Consider the following 18865-nt stretch of genomic DNA (forward strand, 5'->3'; position numbering starts at 1 on the left):
TGCACAATGGAGTGACACATGACTGAAATGATCCCTCCCATCGTGGTGATGGGTGTTTCCGGCAGCGGCAAGTCGACCATCGGCGACTTGCTGGCCCGCCGGCTGGAGCGGGCCTTCATCGACGGGGATTCGCTGCACCCTCAGTCCAACAGGGACAAGATGGCCGCCGGCCATGCCTTGGACGACGCGGACCGCGCACCATGGCTTGAAATCATCGGCCTGAAGCTGGCCGAGACCAACCACGCCGGAAGCCCGATCGTGCTGGCCTGCTCCGCGCTCAAGCGTTCCTACCGGGACCTGATTCGGGCCCATGAGCCCTCCACCCTGTTCGTGCATCTGTCCGGCGGCAAATCCCTCATCGGGGAACGCATGTCGGCCCGCGACCACGAATTCATGCCCGCCTCGCTGCTGGCAAGCCAGCTGGCCACGCTGGAAGAACCCGGCAGCGACGAGCGGGTGCTCACCGCCGACATCACGCAGACCCCCGCGCAGATCGTCGACGCACTGCTCGCGGCCCTTCCCGCACCGACCGCTTAGGCCGCGTGGCCTGGACACCCATCCCTCACGCTCGACTTGATCAAGGACGACAATGACAACTGAGCTCGAACTCAACTGGACGCTGGGCACCCCCGCGCTCCTGGCCCTGGCGGCCGCGGCCATCGCCGTGCTGCTGGTGCTGATCATCCGCTTCCGCGTCCACGCCTTCCTGGCGCTGGTGATCACCAGCCTGCTGACGGCGATCGCCGCAGGCATCCCGGCCGGCTCCATCATCTCCACGATGACCGGCGGCTTCGGCAGCACGCTGGCCAGCGTCGCCCTGTTGGTCGGCCTGGGCGCGATGCTCGGCCGCATGCTGGAAACCAGCGGAGGCGCCGACGTGCTGACCAACTGGCTCATCGGCAAGTTCGGCGAAAAGCGCGCTCCGCTGGCGCTGTCGGTGGCCTCCCTGCTCTTCGGCTTCCCGATCTTCTTCGACGCCGGCCTGGTGGTCATGCTGCCGATCATCTTCACCGTCGCACGCCGGCTGGGCGGCTCGCTGCTCACCTACGCGATCCCGGCCGCGACCGCCTTCTCCGTGATGCACGTGTTCGTGCCGCCGCACCCGGGTCCGGTGGCCGCCTCCGGCCTGCTGGAAGCCAACGTCGGCCTGGTGCTGCTGCTCGGCTTGCTGGTCGCCGTCCCCACCTGGTTCTTCGCCGGCCACCTGTTCGGCAAGTTCGTGGGCAAGAAGTTCGACATCTCCGTGCCGAACATCCTGGATGCCGCACTGGGCGGCGCCAAGCCGGGCGAAGCCGATCCGTTCAAGTCTTCCCCCTCGGTGGGCACCGTGTTCAGCCTGCTGTTGCTCCCGCTGCTGCTGATCTTCATGAACACCGGCCTGAACATGCTCGGCACCGCCGGCGTGGTCGACCCCAAGGCCGACTGGGTGCAGTGGCTGCGCCTGTTCGGTGAGACCCCGGTGGCGCTGCTGGTCACCGTGATGCTGGCGATCTACCTGCTGGGCTTCCGCACCGGCAAGGCCAAGACCCTGATCGAAACCGTGGTCGACTCGGCGCTGGGCCCGGTGTGCTCGATCATCCTGATCACCGGCGCCGGCGGCATGTTCGGCGGCGTGCTGCGCGCCAGCGGCATCGGCACAGCCATCGCCGACTCGCTGGAATCCGTAGGCCTGCCGCTGATCATTGCCGGCTTCCTCATCGCCGCGATCGTGCGCCTGGCGCAGGGTTCGGCCACCGTGGCGCTGACCACTGCGGCAGCCATCGTGCAGCCGGCGGTGCTGGCCGATGCCTCGCTGAGCGCCTTCCAGGTCGCCACCATGGTGCTCGCTTTGGCCGCGGGCTCGGTGTTCGCCGGCCACGTCAACGACTCGGGCTTCTGGCTGGTCTCGCGCTTCATGCAGATGGACGTGCCGACCACCTTGCGCGTGTGGACCGTGGGCCAGGCGCTGGTCTCGGTTGTCGGCTTCGTCTTCGTGATGGTGCTCTACGGCATCGCCACCGTGCTCGCCTAGCCGGGCCCGGACCGCATAACCACACGATCCCGCTGTGCGCACCATGCAAGGTGCACGCAGCGGGATCCTTTGATTTTGCGCCGGGGGATCAGCTGGTCTTGGCCGGGTCCACGAACAATCGCGGCTCGTTCTCCCACAGGCTGGAGATCTCGTTGTGCGTGCGGCGCATGATGCTTTCCATATTGCGCCGGGCCGCGGCCGGGTCGGAGTTGGAGATCGCGTCCGCCACCGACTGGTGCCACAGCAGCGCCTCCTCGTGGGGGCGTTCGGGCATCAGGCCCAGCTCGGTGCGCCCGCGCAGGATTGCGCCGATCGGGGTGGACAGGTTCGCGAACATCTCGTTGCCGCTGGCGGCGAGCACCAGCGCATGGAAGCGGATGTCGAGTTCGAGGAAGCGGCGCAAATCGCCCTGGCGTCCATAGTGGTTCATCTGCGCCGAGATGAGCATCAGTTCCTTGCGCATGTCCTCAGGGGCGACCTCGGCGGCCAGCTCGGCGGCCATCGGTTCGACGGAGATGCGCAGTTCGGTCAGCGAGCGCAGCTGCGCGCCCTTCTGGTCGCTGGCCAGCCGCCAGCGGATCACGTGGTCGTCGTACGGGTTCCAGTGCTCGGCGCTGAGCACCCGGATTCCGACGCGTTTGGTGCTGTTGACCAGGCCGCACTGGGCCAGGACGCGCACCGCCTCGCGGATCACCGAACGGGAGACCTGGAGTTTCTGCTCAAGATCGGCGGCCAGGATGATGGAGCCGCGGGGAATTTGTCCGCTGACGATGCGGGAGCCGAGGTGCTCAACCACATGAGCGTGCAGACTAGTTGCCATGACGCCAGTTTAGCCAATGAGCAGGCGGCATTGGCTATCGCGGGCCCCGCCACGCGTAAACAAATATGTTTTAAGTGCGTGAGTGCTCTGGGAAACGCCTGTCGAACCCTTGTAAGATGGGAAGGTCACGTGGTCGTGATCTGAGACCGTGACTGTTCCGGTCTCTGTTCCCGGCCCACCTCCCGGTAATTGATGGAGACTTATTTTTATGCCTGCACAGATTGGTGTCACAGGTCTGGCCGTGATGGGTGCGAACCTCGCTCGCAACTTCGCCCGCAACGGATACACCGTCGCCCTGCACAACCGCTCGGTCGCCAAGACCGACGCGCTGCTTGAGGCCCACGGCGATGAAGGAGACTTCATCCGCACCGAATCCCTGGAAGAGCTTGTCGCGAACCTCGAGTCCCCGCGACGCGTGATGATCATGGTCAAGGCCGGCGGCCCGGTCGATTCCGTGATCGACCAGCTGGTTCCGCTGCTGGATACGGGTGACATCATCATCGACGGCGGCAACTCGCACTACACCGACACCCGCCGCCGCGAGGCTTCGCTGGCCGCAAAGGGCCTGCACTTCGTCGGCGTCGGCGTCTCCGGCGGCGAAGAGGGCGCGCTGCTCGGCCCATCGATCATGCCCGGCGGCTCGGCCCAGTCCTACAAGGCCCTGGGCCCGATGCTGGAGAAGATCTCCGCCAAGGCCGACGACGGCGCCCCATGCTGCGCCTGGATTTCCACCGACGGCGCCGGCCACTTCGTGAAGATGGTCCACAACGGCATCGAGTACGCCGACATGCAGGTCATCGGCGAAGCCTACGACCTGCTGCGCAGCGCCGCGGGCATCGAGCCGGCCGAGCAGGCCAAGATCTTCGCCGACTGGAACCAGGGCGACCTGTCCAGCTTCCTGATTGAAATCACCGCCGAGGTCCTGGGCCACACCGACGCCGCCACCGGCAAGCCGCTGATCGATGTCATCCAGGACTCCGCAGGCCAGAAGGGCACCGGCCGCTGGACCGTGCAGTCCGGCCTGGACCTGGGCTCCCCGGTCTCTGCGATCGCCGAATCCGTGTTCGCCCGCTCCCTGTCCTCGCAGCGCGAGATCCGCGCCGTGGGCCAGAGCGCGCTGGCCGGCGAGACCACCGAGGTCGCGCTGCCGGAGAACTTCGTGGAGGACGTGCGCCAGGCGCTGTTCGCCTCGAAGCTGGTCTCCTATGCCCAGGGCATCGACATGCTCACCTCGGCTGCCGACGAGTACAACTGGGAACTGAAGCTGGACGAGATCGCCGGCCTGTGGCGCGAGGGCTGCATCATCCGCGCCGCCCTGCTCAAGGACATCATGGCCGCTTACAAGGGCGACGCAAAGCCCGCCAACCTGCTGTTCACCCCGGCCTTCTCCGAGGCCATCGCCAAGGCGGTTCCGGCCTGGCGCCGCGTGGTGGCAGTGGCGGTGCAGCTGGGCATCCCGGCACCGGTGTTCTCCTCTTCGCTGGCCTACTACGACGGCCTGCGCCGCGACCGCCTGCCGGCGGCCCTGACCCAGGGACTGCGCGACTTCTTCGGTGCGCACACCTACCGCCGCACCGACAAGGACGGCACCTTCCACACGCTGTGGAGCGGGGACCGCTCGGAGATCGAAGCAGAAGACACCCACTAGGTCTTCTGGCGCCTAAAGCCGGCCGGGCAGGGGAATTTTCCCCGGCCCGGCCGGCTTTTGCGTATTCCCGGCGAGCGCCGCCGGCTGGATTCATACGTGCGGCTTTTGCGCTGAACAGAGCTGTCACAGCCTGGCGGAAAACAATGGGTACTGCCCCTTCAATTTCCCCGAGGTTGACCCATGAAGTTCCCGTTTCGCACCAAGGCCCTGGCATCGGCTGCGGCCCTGTGTCTGGCCTTGGCCCTGACCGGATGCTCCGCAGGGTCGATGAAAACCGTGTCCGAGGTGACCGGCAACAGCACCTTCCAAAGCGCCGCGGTGCCCAGCGCCTCGCCCGACACCAGCACCGCCTCGGCCAAGGACGTCATCGAGGACACCCATTTCGACGCCGATGACCTGCACTGGGACGCCTCCGCGGAAACCACGCTTGCGCTGGCAGACTCCGGCTCGACGGCCGCGGGGGAGAACGCGAAGGAGGTCTCCGTGTCCGGCGGCACCGTGAGCATCAATGCCGCGGGCACCTACCGCGTCTCCGGGACGCTCGGCGACGGCCAGCTGGTGGTGGATGCCCCCAAGGATGCCCTGGTGCGGATCATCCTGGACGGCGCGCACATCACCTCGTCCACGGGGCCCGCCATCCTGGCCGCGCAGGCGAACGAGGTGCTGCTGTACCTGGAGGAGGGGACCGGAAACTCCGCCAGCGACGCCCCGAGTTATGCGGACACCGCCGCGGACGCGCCGAACGCCGCGATCTACTCGATGGCGGACCTGACCATCGCCGGGCGCGGCGAGTTGTCTGTGGAGGGCAACCACCAAGACGGCATCGCGAGCGCTGACGGGCTGGTCCTGGATTCCGGGCAGGTCACGGTGGCCGCCGCTGATGACGGGCTGATAGGCAGGGACTACGTGCTGGTGCTCGGCGGCAACTACACCGTGACCGCCGCCGGGGATGGCATCAAGTCCACCAACGACGCCAGCGAGGACCTCGGCTGGCTGCACCAGTACGCCGGGCAGCTCACCGTCTCCGTGGGGGACGACGGCCTGAAGGCCGAGACGGCATTGAGGATCAGCGGCGGAACCGCCGTGGTCAGCGACTCGACCGAAGCGCTGGAAGCGGCCATCATCGATATCTCCGGCGGCACGGTCAACGCCACGGCCGACGACGACGGGCTGAACGCCTCGATCGCCGGGGGCGGCGCGCAGCAGGCGGGTGATTTCCACTTGGAGATCTCCGGCGGGGCCGTGACGGTTAACGCCGAGGGCGACGGGCTGGACTCCAATGGCGGCATCGCTATATCCGGCGGGCAGATCGTGGTCAATGGTCCGACCGGCGCCGGCAACGGGGCCATCGACGCGAACGGGGAGATGACGATCACCGGCGGCGTGCTGGCGGCGGCTGGCAGCGGCTCCATGGCCCAGGGGCCCAGCGGTTCATCCACCCAGGGCGGGCTGCAGGTCCCGCTGGGTTCCGCGGTTCCCGCAGGCACGGTAATCCAGATCGCTGACTCCGCCGGAACGCTGCTCGCCACCTTCGTCACCAGCAAGCCGACCGAAAACCTGGTTTATTCCTCAAAGGACATCGTGAACGGCCGCAGCTACACGATCTCCACCGGCGGGAGCGCCGAGGTGGCAGCGGGCCTGGGTGCCGGGCAGCTGGACGGGGCCAAGCCAGTTGCAACTGTCACTGCGGGCCAGTATTCCTCGGCTCTGGGCGGTCCCAGGGCACGTTGACCCTAGGCGCGGGTTTGCGCCAGCTGCCGGGCCGACTCGATCAGCCGCGCGGCCTCCACGGGGCTGATGCGCACCAGGGCGAAGGCTGCGACCACCAATCCGGTGACCGCCTCGGCCAACAGCTCATGGCGCTGTTCATCCAGACCCGGGGCCGCGGCCCGCAGTCCGCGGGAGAACGCGGCGTGCAGTTCGGCGCGGTAGGCGCTGATCGCCTCGCTGACGTGTTCGTCTCGGGCGATCGGCGCGTTGGCGCTGTTGATCAGCAGGCATCCGTTGGCGGCCGGAAGCGACTCGGGCTTCTGGAAAATTTCCTGCGTCGCGGCCAAGTACTCGTCCAGCGCGTGGGCGGAGACCGCGGTGCCGGCCAAGTCTGCAAGGCGCGGCCGAACCACTTCCTCCAGATAGCTGTCGACCGCCGCGTCGAACAGGCCGCGCTTGGAACCGAAGGAGTTGTAGATGCTCGAACGGCTCAGCCCGGTGGCCGCTTCGAGCTCCGGGACGGATGCCGATTCGTAGCCGCGGGACCAGAAGACGGAGCGCGCCCGGCGCACCGCCTCGGCGCGGTCGAAGGCCAGTGTTCGAGCCATCACAGTCCTTTCCCTTTTCGTAACGACCATTTCAGTATATATTGAAATGGTCGTTACAGATAAAGGTCCGCGGCACCTGCCGCCGAGGGAAGGCGCACTCATGATCATCATTTCGCAGGTCCTTGCGCTTGCAGCCGCGCTGCTCCATGTCTACATCTTCCTGATGGAGTCGCTGTGGTGGGAGCGACCCGCCACCCGCAAGGTCTTCGGCACCAGCGTCGCGGAAGCCCATGCCACCAAGGCCTTGGCCTTCAACCAGGGTTTCTACAACTTGTTTCTGGCGATTGCCGTGTTCGCCGGGCTGGTCTTCCAGCTCGCCGGGCAGGCGGCCGTGGGTTCGGCCCTGGTGTTCACCGGCCTTGGCTCCATGCTGCTCGCGGCCCTCGTGCTGGCCATCTCCAGCCCGGAGAAGTCAGCCGCAGCCCTGAAGCAGGGCACCTTGCCGCTGCTGGGACTCATCTTCCTGGCCCTCGGACTGATCCTCTAGCGCACCGATCAACTTGCCGACCCGGGCAATCTCCGGATTACCTGACAACAGAAAGGGAACATCCACCCATGTCCAACACCACCAGCACCCAGATCCTGCTCGCCTCCCGCCCGACCGGCTGGCCCACCGAGCAGAACTTCCAGTTCCGCACCTCCGTACTGCCCGAGCTGGCGCCGGGGCAGGTGCGCGTGCGCAACGAGTTCATCTCCGTGGACCCCTACATGCGCGGGCGCATGAATGATACACGCTCCTATGTCGCCCCGTACCAGATCGGCGAGCAGATCACCGGCGGCGCCGTCGGCCGGGTCACCGAATCGATGTCCGACACGCTGCCCGTCGGCACCTTGGTCACCCACCAGCACGGCTGGTCCGACACCGTCCAGGATACCGCCGAGCGATTCACCGCGGTCCCGGAAATCCCCGGCGTGCCCAGCTCGCTGCGGCTGCACATGATGGGCATGACCGGCCTGACCGCCTGGGTCGGCCTCACGGTGATCGCCGGGATGAAGGAGGGCGACACCGTCTTCATCTCCGGAGCCGCCGGCGCGGTGGGCACCGCCGCCGGGCAGATCGCCCGGCTGCTGGGCGCCAAGCGCGTCATCGGCTCCGCCGGCAGCGCGGAGAAGGTCGCGCTGCTGACCGAAAAGTACGGCTACGACGCGGCCTTCAACTACAAGGACGGGGACGTCGCCGGCCAGCTGGCATCCCTGGCGCCCGAGGGCATCGACGTGTTCTTCGACAACGTCGGCGGCGAGCACCTAGAAGCCGCACTGGAGAACTTCAACGACGGCGGTCGCGCCGCGCTGTGCGGAGCGATCTCCAGCTACAACACCACCGAGGCGGCCCCCGGCCCGCGCAACATGGCGAACCTGATCACCCGCGGGCTGAAGCTGCAGGGCTTTACGCTGGCCAACTACCTGCAGCATTCCGGCGAATTTGCCGAGCGCATGGGCCAGTGGTTCACCGACGGACAGATCGCCTACGACGAGACGATCGTGGACGGGATCGAGAACACCGTCCACGCGTTCATCGCCATGATGCAGGGTGAGAACACCGGCAAGATGCTGGTGCGCATCTAGCCGCAGGCCTGGGCGGACCGCAGGTTGTGGGAAACTGGGGGACATGACTGGTCCTGAAAGAAACCTCTGGCTTGCGGCCGGCCGCAACAACCCCGACCACGCGGCGAACTACGCTGAACGCTGGCGCGGCTTCATCGCACAGGGCCGCGACATCCACGGCGAGGCGCGCATGATCGACGCCATGGCCGACCGCGGTGCGCGCATCCTGGATGCCGGCTGCGGCACCGGGCGCATCGGCGGCTGGCTGGCCGAACACGGCCACCGGGTGCTTGGTGTGGACCTGGATGCGCAGCTGATCCAGGTGGCCCGCGAAGACTATCCGTTCGTGCGCTGGCAGCAGGGCAACCTGGCCGACTTCACGCTCCCCGAGGGCCCGGGGGAGCTGACCGAGTTCGACCTGATCGTCTGCGCCGGCAACGTGCTGACCTTCCTGGCCGCCGGCGAGCGCCTCCCGGCGCTGACCCGGCTGCGCGGGCGACTGGCCGAGGGAGGCCGCCTGGTCGTAGGCTTCGGCGCCGGACGCGGCTACGAGTTCGATGATTTCCGCGCCGACGCTGCGCGGGCCGGGCTGTCGGTGGACCAGGAATATTCCACCTGGCAGCTGCATGCACCGAATGGCGACTTCCTGGTCGCGGTGCTCAGCGCCGACTAGTGGCTAGGTCATTGTATTGAATGGCAGGAATGGTTCGAACTGATTCAATCCGTGTAGTTAGCGAACTGACGATCGGATTAAATCACTCTGGATTCATAATTTGTTTCTTTTCAGGGTTTGCATGAGAGAATCCAGAAATGAAAAAGAACAAGAATCCTTGGATTCCGAACCGCGGAATAGGACGATTAGTTTCCCAAGAGACAAATATTTCTGACGTTATTCAGGAATTGACCGATCGGGATGCTTCGCCATGGCTGGGTCTCATTGGGTTTGTCCCTGAAAACATTAGCCGCGAAGCCAAGGGGGCGAACAATGCCGACCTGCTCGTGACCTCTGCCACGAACAGTGCCATCGTCGAGGTTAAATTAGGGCATTTCCTGTCCGAAGACCAGCAGGCAAAGTATGAGAAGCTGCCAGAAAAGATTCAGCTATTCATGGCTGCGCTTCAGTCCGATTCGAAGCGAATCGACCCACTCGATGCGCGCTGGCAATTCATTAGTCTAGGTGAGTTGATCGGATGCTGGACTGAGTCACAGGACGAATTCGCACGTCTTCTCGCAGAGAGAACCGTAGCTGTGATCCATGATTGGGATGAGAAAATTTCTGGTGTGCTAGCGCCTTCCGATTCTGACGAACGCATGCCTGTAGAAGTGCTGAATCAAAAGTTCTTAGCCCGAATTGTTACTCGTCGAATGGCGGAAAAACTTATTGGAATGGGCCTGCAAGCTTTTGCGGGAACGACAAGCGGTGGCGGTCTGCCACTGATCCAGGCATGGTCACCCATGCGGAACGGAAACTTGGGACAGCGATTTATTGCCGAAGTTCGTTGGTGGGAATCCAAACCAGGTGGTGAACTACGCATTGGCGTAGATTTCAAACCAGAAACAGGCGAAAAGGAAAGCGAATCTCTTCGCCGAGCTGCTTATGCCCTGGCCCGTTCAATGGAGGAGGACATTGATTTTGGATCTCTTCATGCCAAACTCCAGATAGAAAATAGTAGACTTGCCGATCTGATTTATCGAACCAAGCCAAGTCGCCCGAAGCCCAAAGGCGATTGGGAACTTGTCTTGACCCATGGCTTCGCTGGTTCTGCCCTGGAAGGTGGAAGGAGAAATAGCAGACGACAGACGAATCCCGGATTCTATGGAGATGGAGCCCTGAGGTTTCAGGCTATTGCAAGCATCGACTTTTCCAATGCTTCAGCTGGTGATCTAGTCGAACTTATTTGCATGTCGTTGAAGCACTTGCGGGATAGCGAGCCCAAAATTGCTGCTCTCTGAGCGATGAAGTCGAATCGCCGAGCCGCGTTGAACCCCACAACGTTTCCTTTGCGTTGTGCCGAGCAGCTCTACCAATAGCTCGGCACAACGGAAACAAATGTAGTTACACTTCCACGTACGCGGCCAAGTGCTTGCCGGTCAGGGTGCCCGCGGCCGCCAGCTGGGCCGGGGTCCCCTCGAAGACCACGGTGCCGCCCTCGTGCCCGGCGCCCGGGCCCAGGTCGATGACCCAGTCCGCGTGCGCGATGACCGCAAGGTGGTGCTCGATCACGATCACCGTGTTGCCCTCGTCGACCATCTCGTCCAGCAGGGCCAGCAGGCGCTGCACGTCGGCCAGGTGCAGGCCGGTGGTCGGCTCGTCCAGCACGTAGGTGCCCGCGCCCTTGCCCAGGTTGATCGCCAGCTTCAGGCGCTGGCGCTCGCCGCCCGAGAGCGTATTCAGCGGCTGCCCGAGCTTCAGGTAGCCAAGGCCCACCTGGTTCAGCCGTTCAAGCATGGCGGCGGCCTTCGTGATCTTCAGCCGCTGCGCGGCGGCCTCGATGCTCAGGTCCAGCACCTGGGCGATGTTCAGCCCCTCCAGGGTGTATTCAAGCACCTCGGGCTTGTAGCGCTTGCCCTCGCAGATCTCGCAGGGCAGCGCCACCCCTGCCATGGACACCAGGTCGGTGTAGGTGAAGCCCACGCCGCCGCAGTGCTCGCAGGCGCCCTCCGAGTTGGCGCTGAACAGCGCCGGCTTCACCCCATTGGCCTTGGCGAAGGCCGCGCGGATGGGTTCCAGCAGCCCGGTGTAGGTGGCGGGGTTGGAGCGGCGCGAACCGCGGATCGCCGACTGGTCCACCACCGCCACGTCCTCGCGCTTGGAGATCGTCGAATGGATCAGCGAGGACTTGCCCGAGCCGGCCACCCCGGTCACCGCGCACAGCACCCCGGTGGGCACATCCACGTCCACGTTCTTCAGGTTGTGCAGGTGCGCCCCGCGGATCGGCAGCGGCTCGCGCCCCGGGCGCACCGAAGCCTTCAGCGGGATGCGGGTGGAGAAGTGCCTGCCGGTCAGCGTGCCGCTGGCCAGCAGTCCGGTCACGTCGCCGCTGTAGGTGACCTGGCCGCCATGCACGCCGGCCCCGGGGCCCAGGTCGATCACGTGGTCGGCGATCTTGATGACCTCCGGCTTGTGTTCGACCACCAGCACGGTGTTGCCCTTGTCGCGCAGGTCTTCGAGCAGCCGGTTCATGCGCTGGATATCGTGCGGGTGCAGGCCCACGGTGGGCTCGTCGAACACGTAGGTGACATCCGACAGGGCGCTGCCCAGGTGGCGGATCATCTTCACGCGCTGCGCCTCGCCGCCCGAAAGGGTCCCGGCCGGACGGTCCAGCGAGATGTAGCCCAGGCCGATCTGCACCATCGCCTCCAGCACCGCCTTCAGGTTGGCCAGCAGGGGAGCGGCGGCCGGAATGTCCAGCTGGTCGAGTTCCGCCAGCAGGTCCGAGACCTGCAGCGCAGTCATGTCCGCGATGCCCAGGTTGTTGATCTTCGAGGCGCGGGCCTTCTCGCCCAGCCGCGAGCCGCCGCAGGCCGAGCACGGCGCGGTGGTGGAGATGCGGGCGATCCAGTCGCGGATGTGCGCCTGCTTGATCTCGCGGCCCGAATGGATGTAGTTGGACTTGATGCGGGTGACCAGCCCTGAATAGCTCATGTTCGCGCCGTTCAGCTTCACCTTCCCGGCCTGGTCGTAGAGCAGCCGGTCGAGCATGTCGGCAGGCATGTCGCGCAGCTTGACGTCAAGGTCCGCCTGGGTGCCGGCGGTCAGCGTCTGCCACAGCCAGGCGCCGGGGGCGAAGTTCGGGGCGGTGATCGCGCCCTCGTTCAGGGTCTTGTCCCAGTCCAGCAGCTCGTCCAGGTCGATGCTCGCCTCGGTGCCGAAGCCCTCGCACACCGCGCAGGCGCCCTCGCCCAGGTTGAAGGAGTAGGCCCCGGCGCCGCCGGCGCTGGGCACCGAGTAGCGCGAGTACAAAACGCGCAGCAGCGAGTAGGCGTCGGTGGCGGTGCCCACCGTCGAACGCGAGTTTGCGCCCATGCGCTCCTGGTCCACCACGATCGCCGCGGACAGGTTTTCCAGCACCTCCACGTCGGGGCGCGGCATGGAGGGCATGAAGGACTGGATGAACGCCGTGTAGGTCTCGTTGATCAGCCGCTGGGATTCGGCGGCGATGGTGCCGAAGACCAGGGAGGACTTGCCGGAGCCGGAGACCCCGGTGAAGGCGGTGATGCGGCGCTTGGGGATGTCGGCGTCGACGCCCTTGAGGTTGTTCTCCCGCGCCTGGCGGACGCGGATGGTGTCGTGGGTGTCTGCCGGGTGCTGGGTCATGGAAACCAGCCTACTTAACACCGGACCCGCGCGGGGAAATTTCGGTGCGCCCCGGCCACCCTCTATCATTGTTTGGTGCGCTGCGACACAATCCGCGGGCGCATCGCATCGCTTTGACCTCTCACCCCAAAGGAACCTCATGAAGCTGCTGAAATCGATACCGCTGCTTGGCTGGATTGTCCTGGCCATCGTGGCGGGCATTCTGCTCGGGCCGGTCATGCCGCTCTGGCTTGGTAGCACCTTCCTCACCTACAACTCGATCTTCTCCGGCATCCTGGGCTTCGTGGTGCCCCTGATCATCTTCGGCCTGGTCGCCCCGGCCATCGCGGAGCTCGGCAAGGGCGCCGGCAAGTGGCTTGGCCTCACCGCGGTCGTGGCCTACGGCTCGACCTTCGCCGCCGGCCTGCTGGCCTACTTCACCAGCATCTGGCTGTTCAGCGGCCCGCTGGCCGGAGGCGGCGTGGAAGCCATCACTGAGGGCGAGGGCTCGGGCTTCGAACCCTTCGTGACGCTGACCGCCTCGGCCTCCGACTCGGCCACCGCCATCGTCCTGGAGCCGGTTTTCGGCGTGATGACCGCGCTGGTGCTGGCCTTCATGGTGGGCGTGGGCATCACCTCCTTCCACTCCAAGGTGCTGTTCCGCGGCGTGGTTGAATTCCGCGCGATCATCGAGGGCGTCATCCGCCGCATCATCGTGCCGGCCCTGCCGCTGTTCATCTTCGGCATCTTCCTTGACCTCTCGGCCAGCGGCTCGGCCGTGGTCGTGGTGCAGAAGTTCCTGCTGGTCGCCGTGGTCTCCTTCGCGCTGACCCTGGTGGTGCTGCTGCTGCAGTACGCCATCGCCGGTTCGATGAACAAGCAGAACCCGTTCAAGGCGCTGTGGAACATGCGCGACGCCTACTTCACCGCGCTGGGCACCTCGTCCTCCGCCGCCACCATCCCGGTGACCCTCGCTTCCACCAAGAAGAACAAGGTCGCCGACGCCGTGGCAGGCTTCGTGGTGCCGCTGTGCGCCACCATCCACCTGTCCGGCTCGATGGTGAAGATCACCTGCTTCTCCATCGCCGTGCTGCTGCTCACCGGCGGCGACGTGTCCTTCGGCTCCTACCTGCCGTTCATCCTGATGCTCGGCGTCATGATGATCGCCGCGCCGGGCGTCCCCGGCGGCGCGATCGCCGCGGCAGCCGGCCTGCTGCAGCAGATGCTGGGCTTCGGCGAGGTCGAGGTCGGCCTGATGTTTGCCGCCTACATCGCGCTGGACTCCTTCGGCACCGCGACCAACGTGACCGGCGACGGCGCGATCGCGATGATCATGAACAAGCTGACCCGCGGCAAGCTCGGCGTCCAGGCGCAGGATCCGTCCGACGAGTCGGTGGAGCTGCTTGAAGGCCAGAAGCCTTCGCACCTGCTCGGCGAGTAGTCCACCAGCGCCAACGGCACAGCGCCGGTACCCAGTGGGTACCGGCGCTGTGCCGTTGGCGCTGTGGCGCTGCCCCAGGCTAGATCCACATGGCCGGATCGATGTACTCGGCCGGATCGACGGCCGGCTGGCGCTGCTCGGGGGTGCGCGGGCGGTTCTGCGCCGGGATGCCGGTCACGATGGAACCGGCCGGCGCGTCCTTGACCACCACGGCGTTCGCTCCGATGGCCGAATCAGCGCCGATGGTGATCGGGCCTAGCACCTTGGCGCCGGCACCGATGACCACGCGGTCCTCGATGGTCGGGTGGCGCTTGACCTTGGCCAGCGAACGGCCGCCCAAGGTCACCCCGTGGTACAGCATTACGTCGTCGCCCACCTCGGCGGTCTCGCCGATGACGATGCCCATGCCGTGGTCGATGAAGAAGCGGCGGCCGATGGTCGCGCCCGGGTGGATCTCGATGCCGGTGATCGCGCGGTTCGCCTGCGAGAGCAAGCGCGCTGGCCAACGCAGCGCGGGGTTCTGCCACATGCGGTGGGCCAGCCGGTGCATCCAGATCGCATGCAGGCCGGAATACACGAAGAAGTTTTCCACGTCACTGCGCGCGGCCGGATCATGGGATCGGGCGGTGGCCAGGTCTTCACGTAGCCGGGAGAAGAAACTCATGAACTCTACCTTAGTGGTTGGTCGTTTTCGTGACGGAAATACAGATGTCACACAGCAAATCGGCGCGAGCCGCACCATTGCGAACCCTTTAAGGTTCAACGGTGGCTCGCGCCGATTTATTCACTTTTCGGCGAACTTCTTTTCAGATCTCGCGCAGGGCAGGCTAGCCGCGGATGTCGTCGAAGAGCAGGGTGGAGATGTAGCGCTCGCCGAAGTCGGGGATGATCGCCACGATCAGCTTGCCGGCGTTCTCTTCGCGGGCCGCGACCTGCAGGGCGCCCCAGACAGCTGCGCCGGCGGAGATGCCGCCGAGGATGCCTTCCTTCACGCCCAGCGCGCGGGCGGTGGCGACGGAGTCGTCGATGCTGGCATCCAGCACCTCGTCGTACAGCTCGGTGTCCAGCACCTCGGGGATGAAGTTGGCGCCCAGGCCCTGGATCTTGTGCGGGCCCGGCTTGCCGCCGTTGAGGATCGGAGAGTCCTTCGGCTCCACGGCGACCAGCTGCAGGTCGGCCTTCTTGGACTTCAGGTAGCGGCCGGCGCCGGTGATGGTTCCGCCGGTGCCGATGCCTGCGACCAGCACGTCCACGGCGCCGTCGGTATCTTCCCAGATTTCCGGGCCGGTGGTCTCGGAGTGGATCTGCGGGTTCGCGTCGTTGGCGAACTGCTGGGCCCAGATGGCGTTCTCGGTGGTGGCCACGATTTCCTTGGCCTTCTCGACCGCGCCGCGCATGCCGTCGGCACCCGGGGTCAGCACGATCTCGGCGCCGAAGGCGCGCAGCATGACGCGGCGCTCGGTGGACATGGTCTCCGGCATGGTCAGGATGACCTTGTAGCCACGGGCCGCGCCGACCATGGCCAGGGCGATGCCGGTGTTGCCGGAAGTGCCTTCGACGATGGTGCCGCCGGGCTTCAGCGAGCCTGACTTCTCGGCGGCGTCGACGATGGCCACGCCGATGCGGTCCTTGACCGAGTTGGCTGGATTGTAGAATTCGAGCTTGACCGCGATGTTGCCTGGCAGGCCTTCGCTCAGGCGGTTCAACTTCACCAGCGGGGTTCCGCCAACTACTTCGGTGACATTGTTGTAGATCTTGGCCATCTTCTATGCAATCCTTACGTGACTTGTCTGCAAGCGTGTTCCGCGGTGCGCTGACCGCGGATGGTTCATATCCAACACTAGTAGGGCAGGTGGGTGCTCAGGCCTCGTTTAGCCATTGAGCGTAATATTTCCTGACTTTTGCGAGCTTTGGGTCGATGATGACCCGGCAGTAGCCCGCCCGGGAGTTGTTCGTGTAGTAATCCTGGTGGATTTCCTCGGCCGGGTAGAAATCTTTCGACTCTTCCATTGCGGTGACGATCGGATCGGGGTATAGGCCCGCGTACTTGTCGATGGCCTTCTGGAAGGTGGCGCGCTGCTGCGCGTCCAGCGGGAACATGGCCGAGCGGTACTGGGTTCCCACGTCGTAGCCCTGGCGGTTCAGGGTGGTCGGATCGTGCATGGTGAAGAACATGTCCAGGATGATTTCCGCGGGCACCACGTCTTCGTCGAAGATCACCGCGAGACCTTCGGCGTGGCCGGTGGTTCCGGTGCACACCTGGTAGTAGTCCGGATCCGCGGTATGCCCGCCGATGTAGCCCGAGATGACCGCGGCCACCCCCTTGGTGCGCTGGTACACGGCGTCCAGGCACCAGAAGCAGCCGCCGGCCAGCACGAAGGTGGTCAGCCGCTTGCCGTCGACGTCCAGGCTGGCAGTGAAATGATGGGGCGATTGAATGCTCAGAGTACTCACACACATCCCAACGTCGCGGCGTTGCATTCTGTTCCATCGCCGGTTCCAGCGCGTAGGCTTGGCATATGCAGAGCAAGGCAAACAACTCGCACGAACCCCAGCCTCAAGATGCCGCGGTGGCGCCTCCTGCGCTCAAGCCCGTTGCCGAGGAGCCGGCGGACCAGCAGGCGCGCGCCAGCGCCGGCGCTGCGACCCTGGGCAACGTCCTGGAGGCAGCCGAAGAACTCTGGCCGCAGTCCCTGGCCGAGGACTGGGATGCTGTCGGACTGGTGGCAGGGCGCACCGGCGCGCCGGTGTCCAAGGTCGTGCTGGCCGTGGACCCGACCCTCGCCGTCATCGAGGACGCGATCGCCCGCGGCGCCGACCTGCTGATCACCCACCACCCGCTGCTGCTGCGCGGGGTCACCCAGGTGGCCGGCACCAACTTCAAGGGCGAGGCGATCCACCGGCTCATCGAGACCGGGACCGCCTTGCTGACCGCGCACACCAATGCCGACAGCGCCGTGGGCGGGGTCAACGACGCGCTGGCCGACGCCTTCGGGCTCAAGGACTGCGTGCCGCTGGTCGAATCCAAGGACGGACTGCCCGAGGAAGGGCTGGGCCGGGTCGGCTTCCTAGACAAGCCGATGAAGCTGGAGGACTTCGCCGAACGCGTCTACACCGTGCTGCCGGCCGTGGCCGGCGGCATCCGCGTGGCCGGCGACCGCACCGGGCTGGTGCGCAAGGTCGCGCTGTGCTCCGGGGCCGGGGATTCGCTGTTCGATGCGGTGCGTTCGCACCAGGCAGATGTCTACGTCACCGCCGACCTGCGCCACCACCCGGCCAGCGAGGCGCGCGAAGCCGCCGGGTCGGGCTTCCCGTACCTGATCGACGTCTCGCACTTCGCCTCCGAGTGGGTGTGGCTGTCCTCCGCGGCCAAGGCCCTGGGCAACGTGCTGCGGGATCTGGGCCACGAGGTCGAGATCGAGGTTTCCCAAGTCAATTCCGACCCTTGGGACTTCATCCTCACCCCTTAAGGGGACGCCGATGCTGCATCATCTGGAGCTGTGGGTCCAGGACCTGGAAACCAGTGAGAAGTCGCTGGGCTGGCTCTTGCTGCACCTGGGATTCGAGCTGGAATCGCGCTGGAATGCCGGGGTCAGCTACCGCCACGGGGATTTCTACATCGTGCTGGAATCCGGGCCCGACGTGGCGCCCGGCGCCCACGAGCGCACCCGGGCTGGGCTGAACCACCTGGCCTTCCAGGCAGGAAGCCCCCAGCAGGTCGAGGCGTTGGCCGCCGACGCGCTGGCCCACGGCTTCACCCTGTTGTTCGCCGACCGCCACCCGTATGCCGGCGGGCGGCAGCACTATGCCGCCTACCTGGCGGACGAAGCGGGATTCGAAGTCGAGCTGGTCGCTTCTGCGCCCGGCAGCTGAGCCGCGCTCAGGCCACCTTGTTCACGGTGGTGAACTGGTGGTTCTCCGGAAGCAGGATGTTCAGCGCGGTGCCCTTCTTGTCCTCGATAAGGCTCGCCTCCCACTTGGTGGAGGCCAGTTCCAGCAGCTCCTGCGCCGTGGTGGGCGCCTGGGACTGCTGCACCAGGAAGCGGGCGACCTCGCCGCGGGTGTGCTTGGCGAAGTGCGAGACCACCTTGGGGGTGCCGTTGCGCAGCTGGAAGACGTTGACCGCCACGGTGTTCCCGGCGGCAGGCTTGTACGCGGCCGCATAGGTGCTGGAGCGGGCGTCGACGACCAGCTGCCCCTCGGCCGCCTGGTCGAGCACCGCGCTCATGCGCTTTTTCCACCAGCTGGCCAGCTTGCCCAGCGGCTCGAGCTTGACCGACATCGACAGCCGGTACGGCGGGATCCGGTCGCCGAAACGCACCGCGCCCCACAAGGCAGAGACCACCACCACCGAGGCGTCGGCGCGCCGCTGCGAAGCCTCATCCAGGCTCGCATAACCTAGGGCCTCGAACAGGACCCCCGAGTAGATGTCGTGCGCGCGGGCCGCCGGCTCGGTGTGCAGCTTGATATTGCGGGTGACCTCGGTGGCCAGCGAGGCCCCGACCCCGAGCAGTTCCAGCGCGTCATCGCGCGCGGAAACCTTCGACAGCGCCGAAATCACCAGCTCGCGGTCCGCGGTCAGTTCGGGGAACGAGAGCTCAGTCAGCTCGAACGGGGTTCCGGCGGCGTGGGCGGTCTTGCCTTCTGAAGGCGGCAGCAAAATAAGCACGCTCTCCAGCTTATCGCCACTGAGCCTCCGGCTGGGCATCCGTCTGCGCCCCTATCGCCAACGCCCCGGTCTCACTAGGCTGAGGCCCCAGGGGCGGGTGTGCCGCTCCCAGGACA

The 18865-nt window shown here is 65.8% G+C and carries 18 protein-coding genes; 11 read left to right on the forward strand and 7 right to left on the reverse strand.

All coding sequences use genetic code 11. From position 1 onward, the window contains the following. The first annotated feature begins 18 nt into the window (after nucleotides 1-18). Nucleotides 19-537: a gluconokinase gene (locus DFO58_RS10970; protein WP_053798009.1), complete on the forward strand. Its 519-nt coding sequence runs from the start codon at nucleotides 19-21 to the stop codon at nucleotides 535-537. A 52-nt stretch (nucleotides 538-589) separates the two neighbouring features. Continuing rightward, on the forward strand, nucleotides 590-2011 hold the full coding sequence (locus DFO58_RS10975) for a GntP family permease (RefSeq protein ID WP_047118992.1): 1422 nt from the start codon (nucleotides 590-592) through the stop codon (nucleotides 2009-2011). Nucleotides 2012-2099: 88 nt separating this feature from the next. On the opposite strand, the gene DFO58_RS10980 is transcribed toward DFO58_RS10975, so the two are convergent. Further along, nucleotides 2100-2831 carry an FCD domain-containing protein gene (locus DFO58_RS10980; RefSeq protein WP_047118993.1) on the reverse strand — a complete coding sequence of 244 codons (732 nt, stop codon included), beginning with the start codon at nucleotides 2829-2831 and terminating at the stop codon, nucleotides 2100-2102. Nucleotides 2832-3039: 208 nt separating this feature from the next. On the opposite strand from DFO58_RS10980, the gene gndA reads away from it, so the two are divergent. Together gndA and DFO58_RS10990 are read left to right on the forward strand one after the other, a co-directional pair. Beyond that, nucleotides 3040-4479: an NADP-dependent phosphogluconate dehydrogenase gene (gene gndA, locus DFO58_RS10985; RefSeq protein ID WP_120990789.1), complete on the forward strand. Its 1440-nt coding sequence runs from the start codon at nucleotides 3040-3042 to the stop codon at nucleotides 4477-4479. Between the two features lie 180 nt (nucleotides 4480-4659). Next, a complete protein-coding gene (locus tag DFO58_RS10990) occupies nucleotides 4660-6210 on the forward strand; it encodes a carbohydrate-binding domain-containing protein (RefSeq protein WP_120990791.1) in 1551 nt (516 codons plus the stop codon). A gap of 2 nt (nucleotides 6211-6212) precedes the next feature. On the opposite strand, the gene DFO58_RS10995 is transcribed toward DFO58_RS10990, so the two are convergent. Then, nucleotides 6213-6797, reverse strand: a complete 585-nt coding sequence (locus DFO58_RS10995; protein WP_053798004.1) for a TetR/AcrR family transcriptional regulator — start codon at nucleotides 6795-6797, stop codon at nucleotides 6213-6215. Between the two features lie 100 nt (nucleotides 6798-6897). Here DFO58_RS10995 and DFO58_RS11000 point away from each other — a divergent pair, with 100 nt between their 5' ends. The 4 genes from DFO58_RS11000 (at nucleotide 6898) to DFO58_RS18265 (ending at nucleotide 10295) form a co-directional block, all read left to right on the forward strand. Further along, complete coding sequence (locus DFO58_RS11000) at nucleotides 6898-7284, forward strand: DUF1304 domain-containing protein (protein WP_047118997.1); 387 nt, start codon at nucleotides 6898-6900, stop codon at nucleotides 7282-7284. A 68-nt stretch (nucleotides 7285-7352) separates the two neighbouring features. Continuing rightward, on the forward strand, nucleotides 7353-8363 hold the full coding sequence (locus DFO58_RS11005; protein WP_120990794.1) for an NADP-dependent oxidoreductase: 1011 nt from the start codon (nucleotides 7353-7355) through the stop codon (nucleotides 8361-8363). Between the two features lie 43 nt (nucleotides 8364-8406). Further along, a complete protein-coding gene (locus tag DFO58_RS11010; RefSeq protein WP_120990796.1) occupies nucleotides 8407-9015 on the forward strand; it encodes a class I SAM-dependent methyltransferase in 609 nt (202 codons plus the stop codon). Between the two features lie 137 nt (nucleotides 9016-9152). Continuing rightward, the gene (locus tag DFO58_RS18265) at nucleotides 9153-10295 is read left to right on the forward strand and encodes a hypothetical protein (protein ID WP_147407267.1); all 1143 of its coding nucleotides are present in this window, start codon (nucleotides 9153-9155) and stop codon (nucleotides 10293-10295) included. A gap of 103 nt (nucleotides 10296-10398) precedes the next feature. On the opposite strand, the gene DFO58_RS11015 is transcribed toward DFO58_RS18265, so the two are convergent. After that, nucleotides 10399-12660 carry an excinuclease ABC subunit UvrA gene (locus DFO58_RS11015; protein ID WP_120990798.1) on the reverse strand — a complete coding sequence of 754 codons (2262 nt, stop codon included), beginning with the start codon at nucleotides 12658-12660 and terminating at the stop codon, nucleotides 10399-10401. Nucleotides 12661-12799: 139 nt separating this feature from the next. Between DFO58_RS11015 and DFO58_RS11020 the strand changes: the two genes are divergently transcribed. Continuing rightward, a complete protein-coding gene (locus DFO58_RS11020) occupies nucleotides 12800-14080 on the forward strand; it encodes a dicarboxylate/amino acid:cation symporter (RefSeq protein ID WP_120990800.1) in 1281 nt (426 codons plus the stop codon). A 79-nt stretch (nucleotides 14081-14159) separates the two neighbouring features. Here the strand turns inward: DFO58_RS11020 and epsC are convergent, their stop codons facing one another. The 3 genes from epsC to msrA form a co-directional block, all read right to left on the reverse strand. After that, a complete protein-coding gene (gene epsC, locus DFO58_RS11025) occupies nucleotides 14160-14744 on the reverse strand; it encodes a serine O-acetyltransferase EpsC (protein WP_053797996.1) in 585 nt (194 codons plus the stop codon). A 163-nt stretch (nucleotides 14745-14907) separates the two neighbouring features. Beyond that, entirely contained in the window at nucleotides 14908-15843 is a 936-nt protein-coding gene (gene cysK / locus DFO58_RS11030; RefSeq protein WP_047119006.1) for a cysteine synthase A, read from the reverse strand. 97 nt (nucleotides 15844-15940) lie between these two features. Then, complete coding sequence (msrA, locus tag DFO58_RS11035) at nucleotides 15941-16468, reverse strand: peptide-methionine (S)-S-oxide reductase MsrA (RefSeq protein ID WP_047120712.1); 528 nt, start codon at nucleotides 16466-16468, stop codon at nucleotides 15941-15943. Between the two features lie 131 nt (nucleotides 16469-16599). On the opposite strand from msrA, the gene DFO58_RS11040 reads away from it, so the two are divergent. Together DFO58_RS11040 and DFO58_RS11045 are read left to right on the forward strand one after the other, a co-directional pair. Next, complete coding sequence (locus DFO58_RS11040; protein WP_082123888.1) at nucleotides 16600-17550, forward strand: Nif3-like dinuclear metal center hexameric protein; 951 nt, start codon at nucleotides 16600-16602, stop codon at nucleotides 17548-17550. Nucleotides 17551-17560: 10 nt separating this feature from the next. Next, entirely contained in the window at nucleotides 17561-17953 is a 393-nt protein-coding gene (locus DFO58_RS11045) for a VOC family protein (RefSeq protein ID WP_120990802.1), read from the forward strand. A 7-nt stretch (nucleotides 17954-17960) separates the two neighbouring features. Here DFO58_RS11045 and DFO58_RS11050 read toward each other — a convergent pair whose 3' ends face one another. After that, nucleotides 17961-18749 (reverse strand): peroxide stress protein YaaA, encoded by a 789-nt coding sequence (locus DFO58_RS11050; protein WP_120990804.1) that lies wholly within the window; start codon nucleotides 18747-18749, stop codon nucleotides 17961-17963. Nucleotides 18750-18865 lie beyond the last annotated feature (116 nt).

The organism is Arthrobacter sp. AG1021 (genome assembly GCF_003633665.1).
GTDB classification, from domain to species: Bacteria; Actinomycetota; Actinomycetes; order Actinomycetales; family Micrococcaceae; genus Glutamicibacter; species Glutamicibacter soli.

Bases quoted from the DNA above. Each gene is read 5' to 3' on its own strand.
- DFO58_RS10970 (WP_053798009.1), top strand. From the start codon at position 19: ATGACTGAAATGATCCCTCCCATCGTGGTGATGGGTGTTTCCGGCAGC.
- DFO58_RS10975 (WP_047118992.1), top strand. From the start codon at position 590: ATGACAACTGAGCTCGAACTCAACTGGACGCTGGGCACCCCCGCGCTC.
- DFO58_RS10980 (WP_047118993.1), bottom strand. From the start codon at position 2,831: ATGGCAACTAGTCTGCACGCTCATGTGGTTGAGCACCTCGGCTCCCGC.
- gndA (WP_120990789.1), top strand. From the start codon at position 3,040: ATGCCTGCACAGATTGGTGTCACAGGTCTGGCCGTGATGGGTGCGAAC.
- DFO58_RS10990 (WP_120990791.1), top strand. From the start codon at position 4,660: ATGAAGTTCCCGTTTCGCACCAAGGCCCTGGCATCGGCTGCGGCCCTG.
- DFO58_RS10995 (WP_053798004.1), bottom strand. From the start codon at position 6,797: ATGGCTCGAACACTGGCCTTCGACCGCGCCGAGGCGGTGCGCCGGGCG.
- DFO58_RS11000 (WP_047118997.1), top strand. From the start codon at position 6,898: ATGATCATCATTTCGCAGGTCCTTGCGCTTGCAGCCGCGCTGCTCCAT.
- DFO58_RS11005 (WP_120990794.1), top strand. From the start codon at position 7,353: ATGTCCAACACCACCAGCACCCAGATCCTGCTCGCCTCCCGCCCGACC.
- DFO58_RS11010 (WP_120990796.1), top strand. From the start codon at position 8,407: ATGACTGGTCCTGAAAGAAACCTCTGGCTTGCGGCCGGCCGCAACAAC.
- DFO58_RS18265 (WP_147407267.1), top strand. From the start codon at position 9,153: ATGAAAAAGAACAAGAATCCTTGGATTCCGAACCGCGGAATAGGACGA.
- DFO58_RS11015 (WP_120990798.1), bottom strand. From the start codon at position 12,660: ATGACCCAGCACCCGGCAGACACCCACGACACCATCCGCGTCCGCCAG.
- DFO58_RS11020 (WP_120990800.1), top strand. From the start codon at position 12,800: ATGAAGCTGCTGAAATCGATACCGCTGCTTGGCTGGATTGTCCTGGCC.
- epsC (WP_053797996.1), bottom strand. From the start codon at position 14,744: ATGAGTTTCTTCTCCCGGCTACGTGAAGACCTGGCCACCGCCCGATCC.
- cysK (WP_047119006.1), bottom strand. From the start codon at position 15,843: ATGGCCAAGATCTACAACAATGTCACCGAAGTAGTTGGCGGAACCCCG.
- DFO58_RS11040 (WP_082123888.1), top strand. From the start codon at position 16,600: ATGCAGAGCAAGGCAAACAACTCGCACGAACCCCAGCCTCAAGATGCC.
- DFO58_RS11045 (WP_120990802.1), top strand. From the start codon at position 17,561: ATGCTGCATCATCTGGAGCTGTGGGTCCAGGACCTGGAAACCAGTGAG.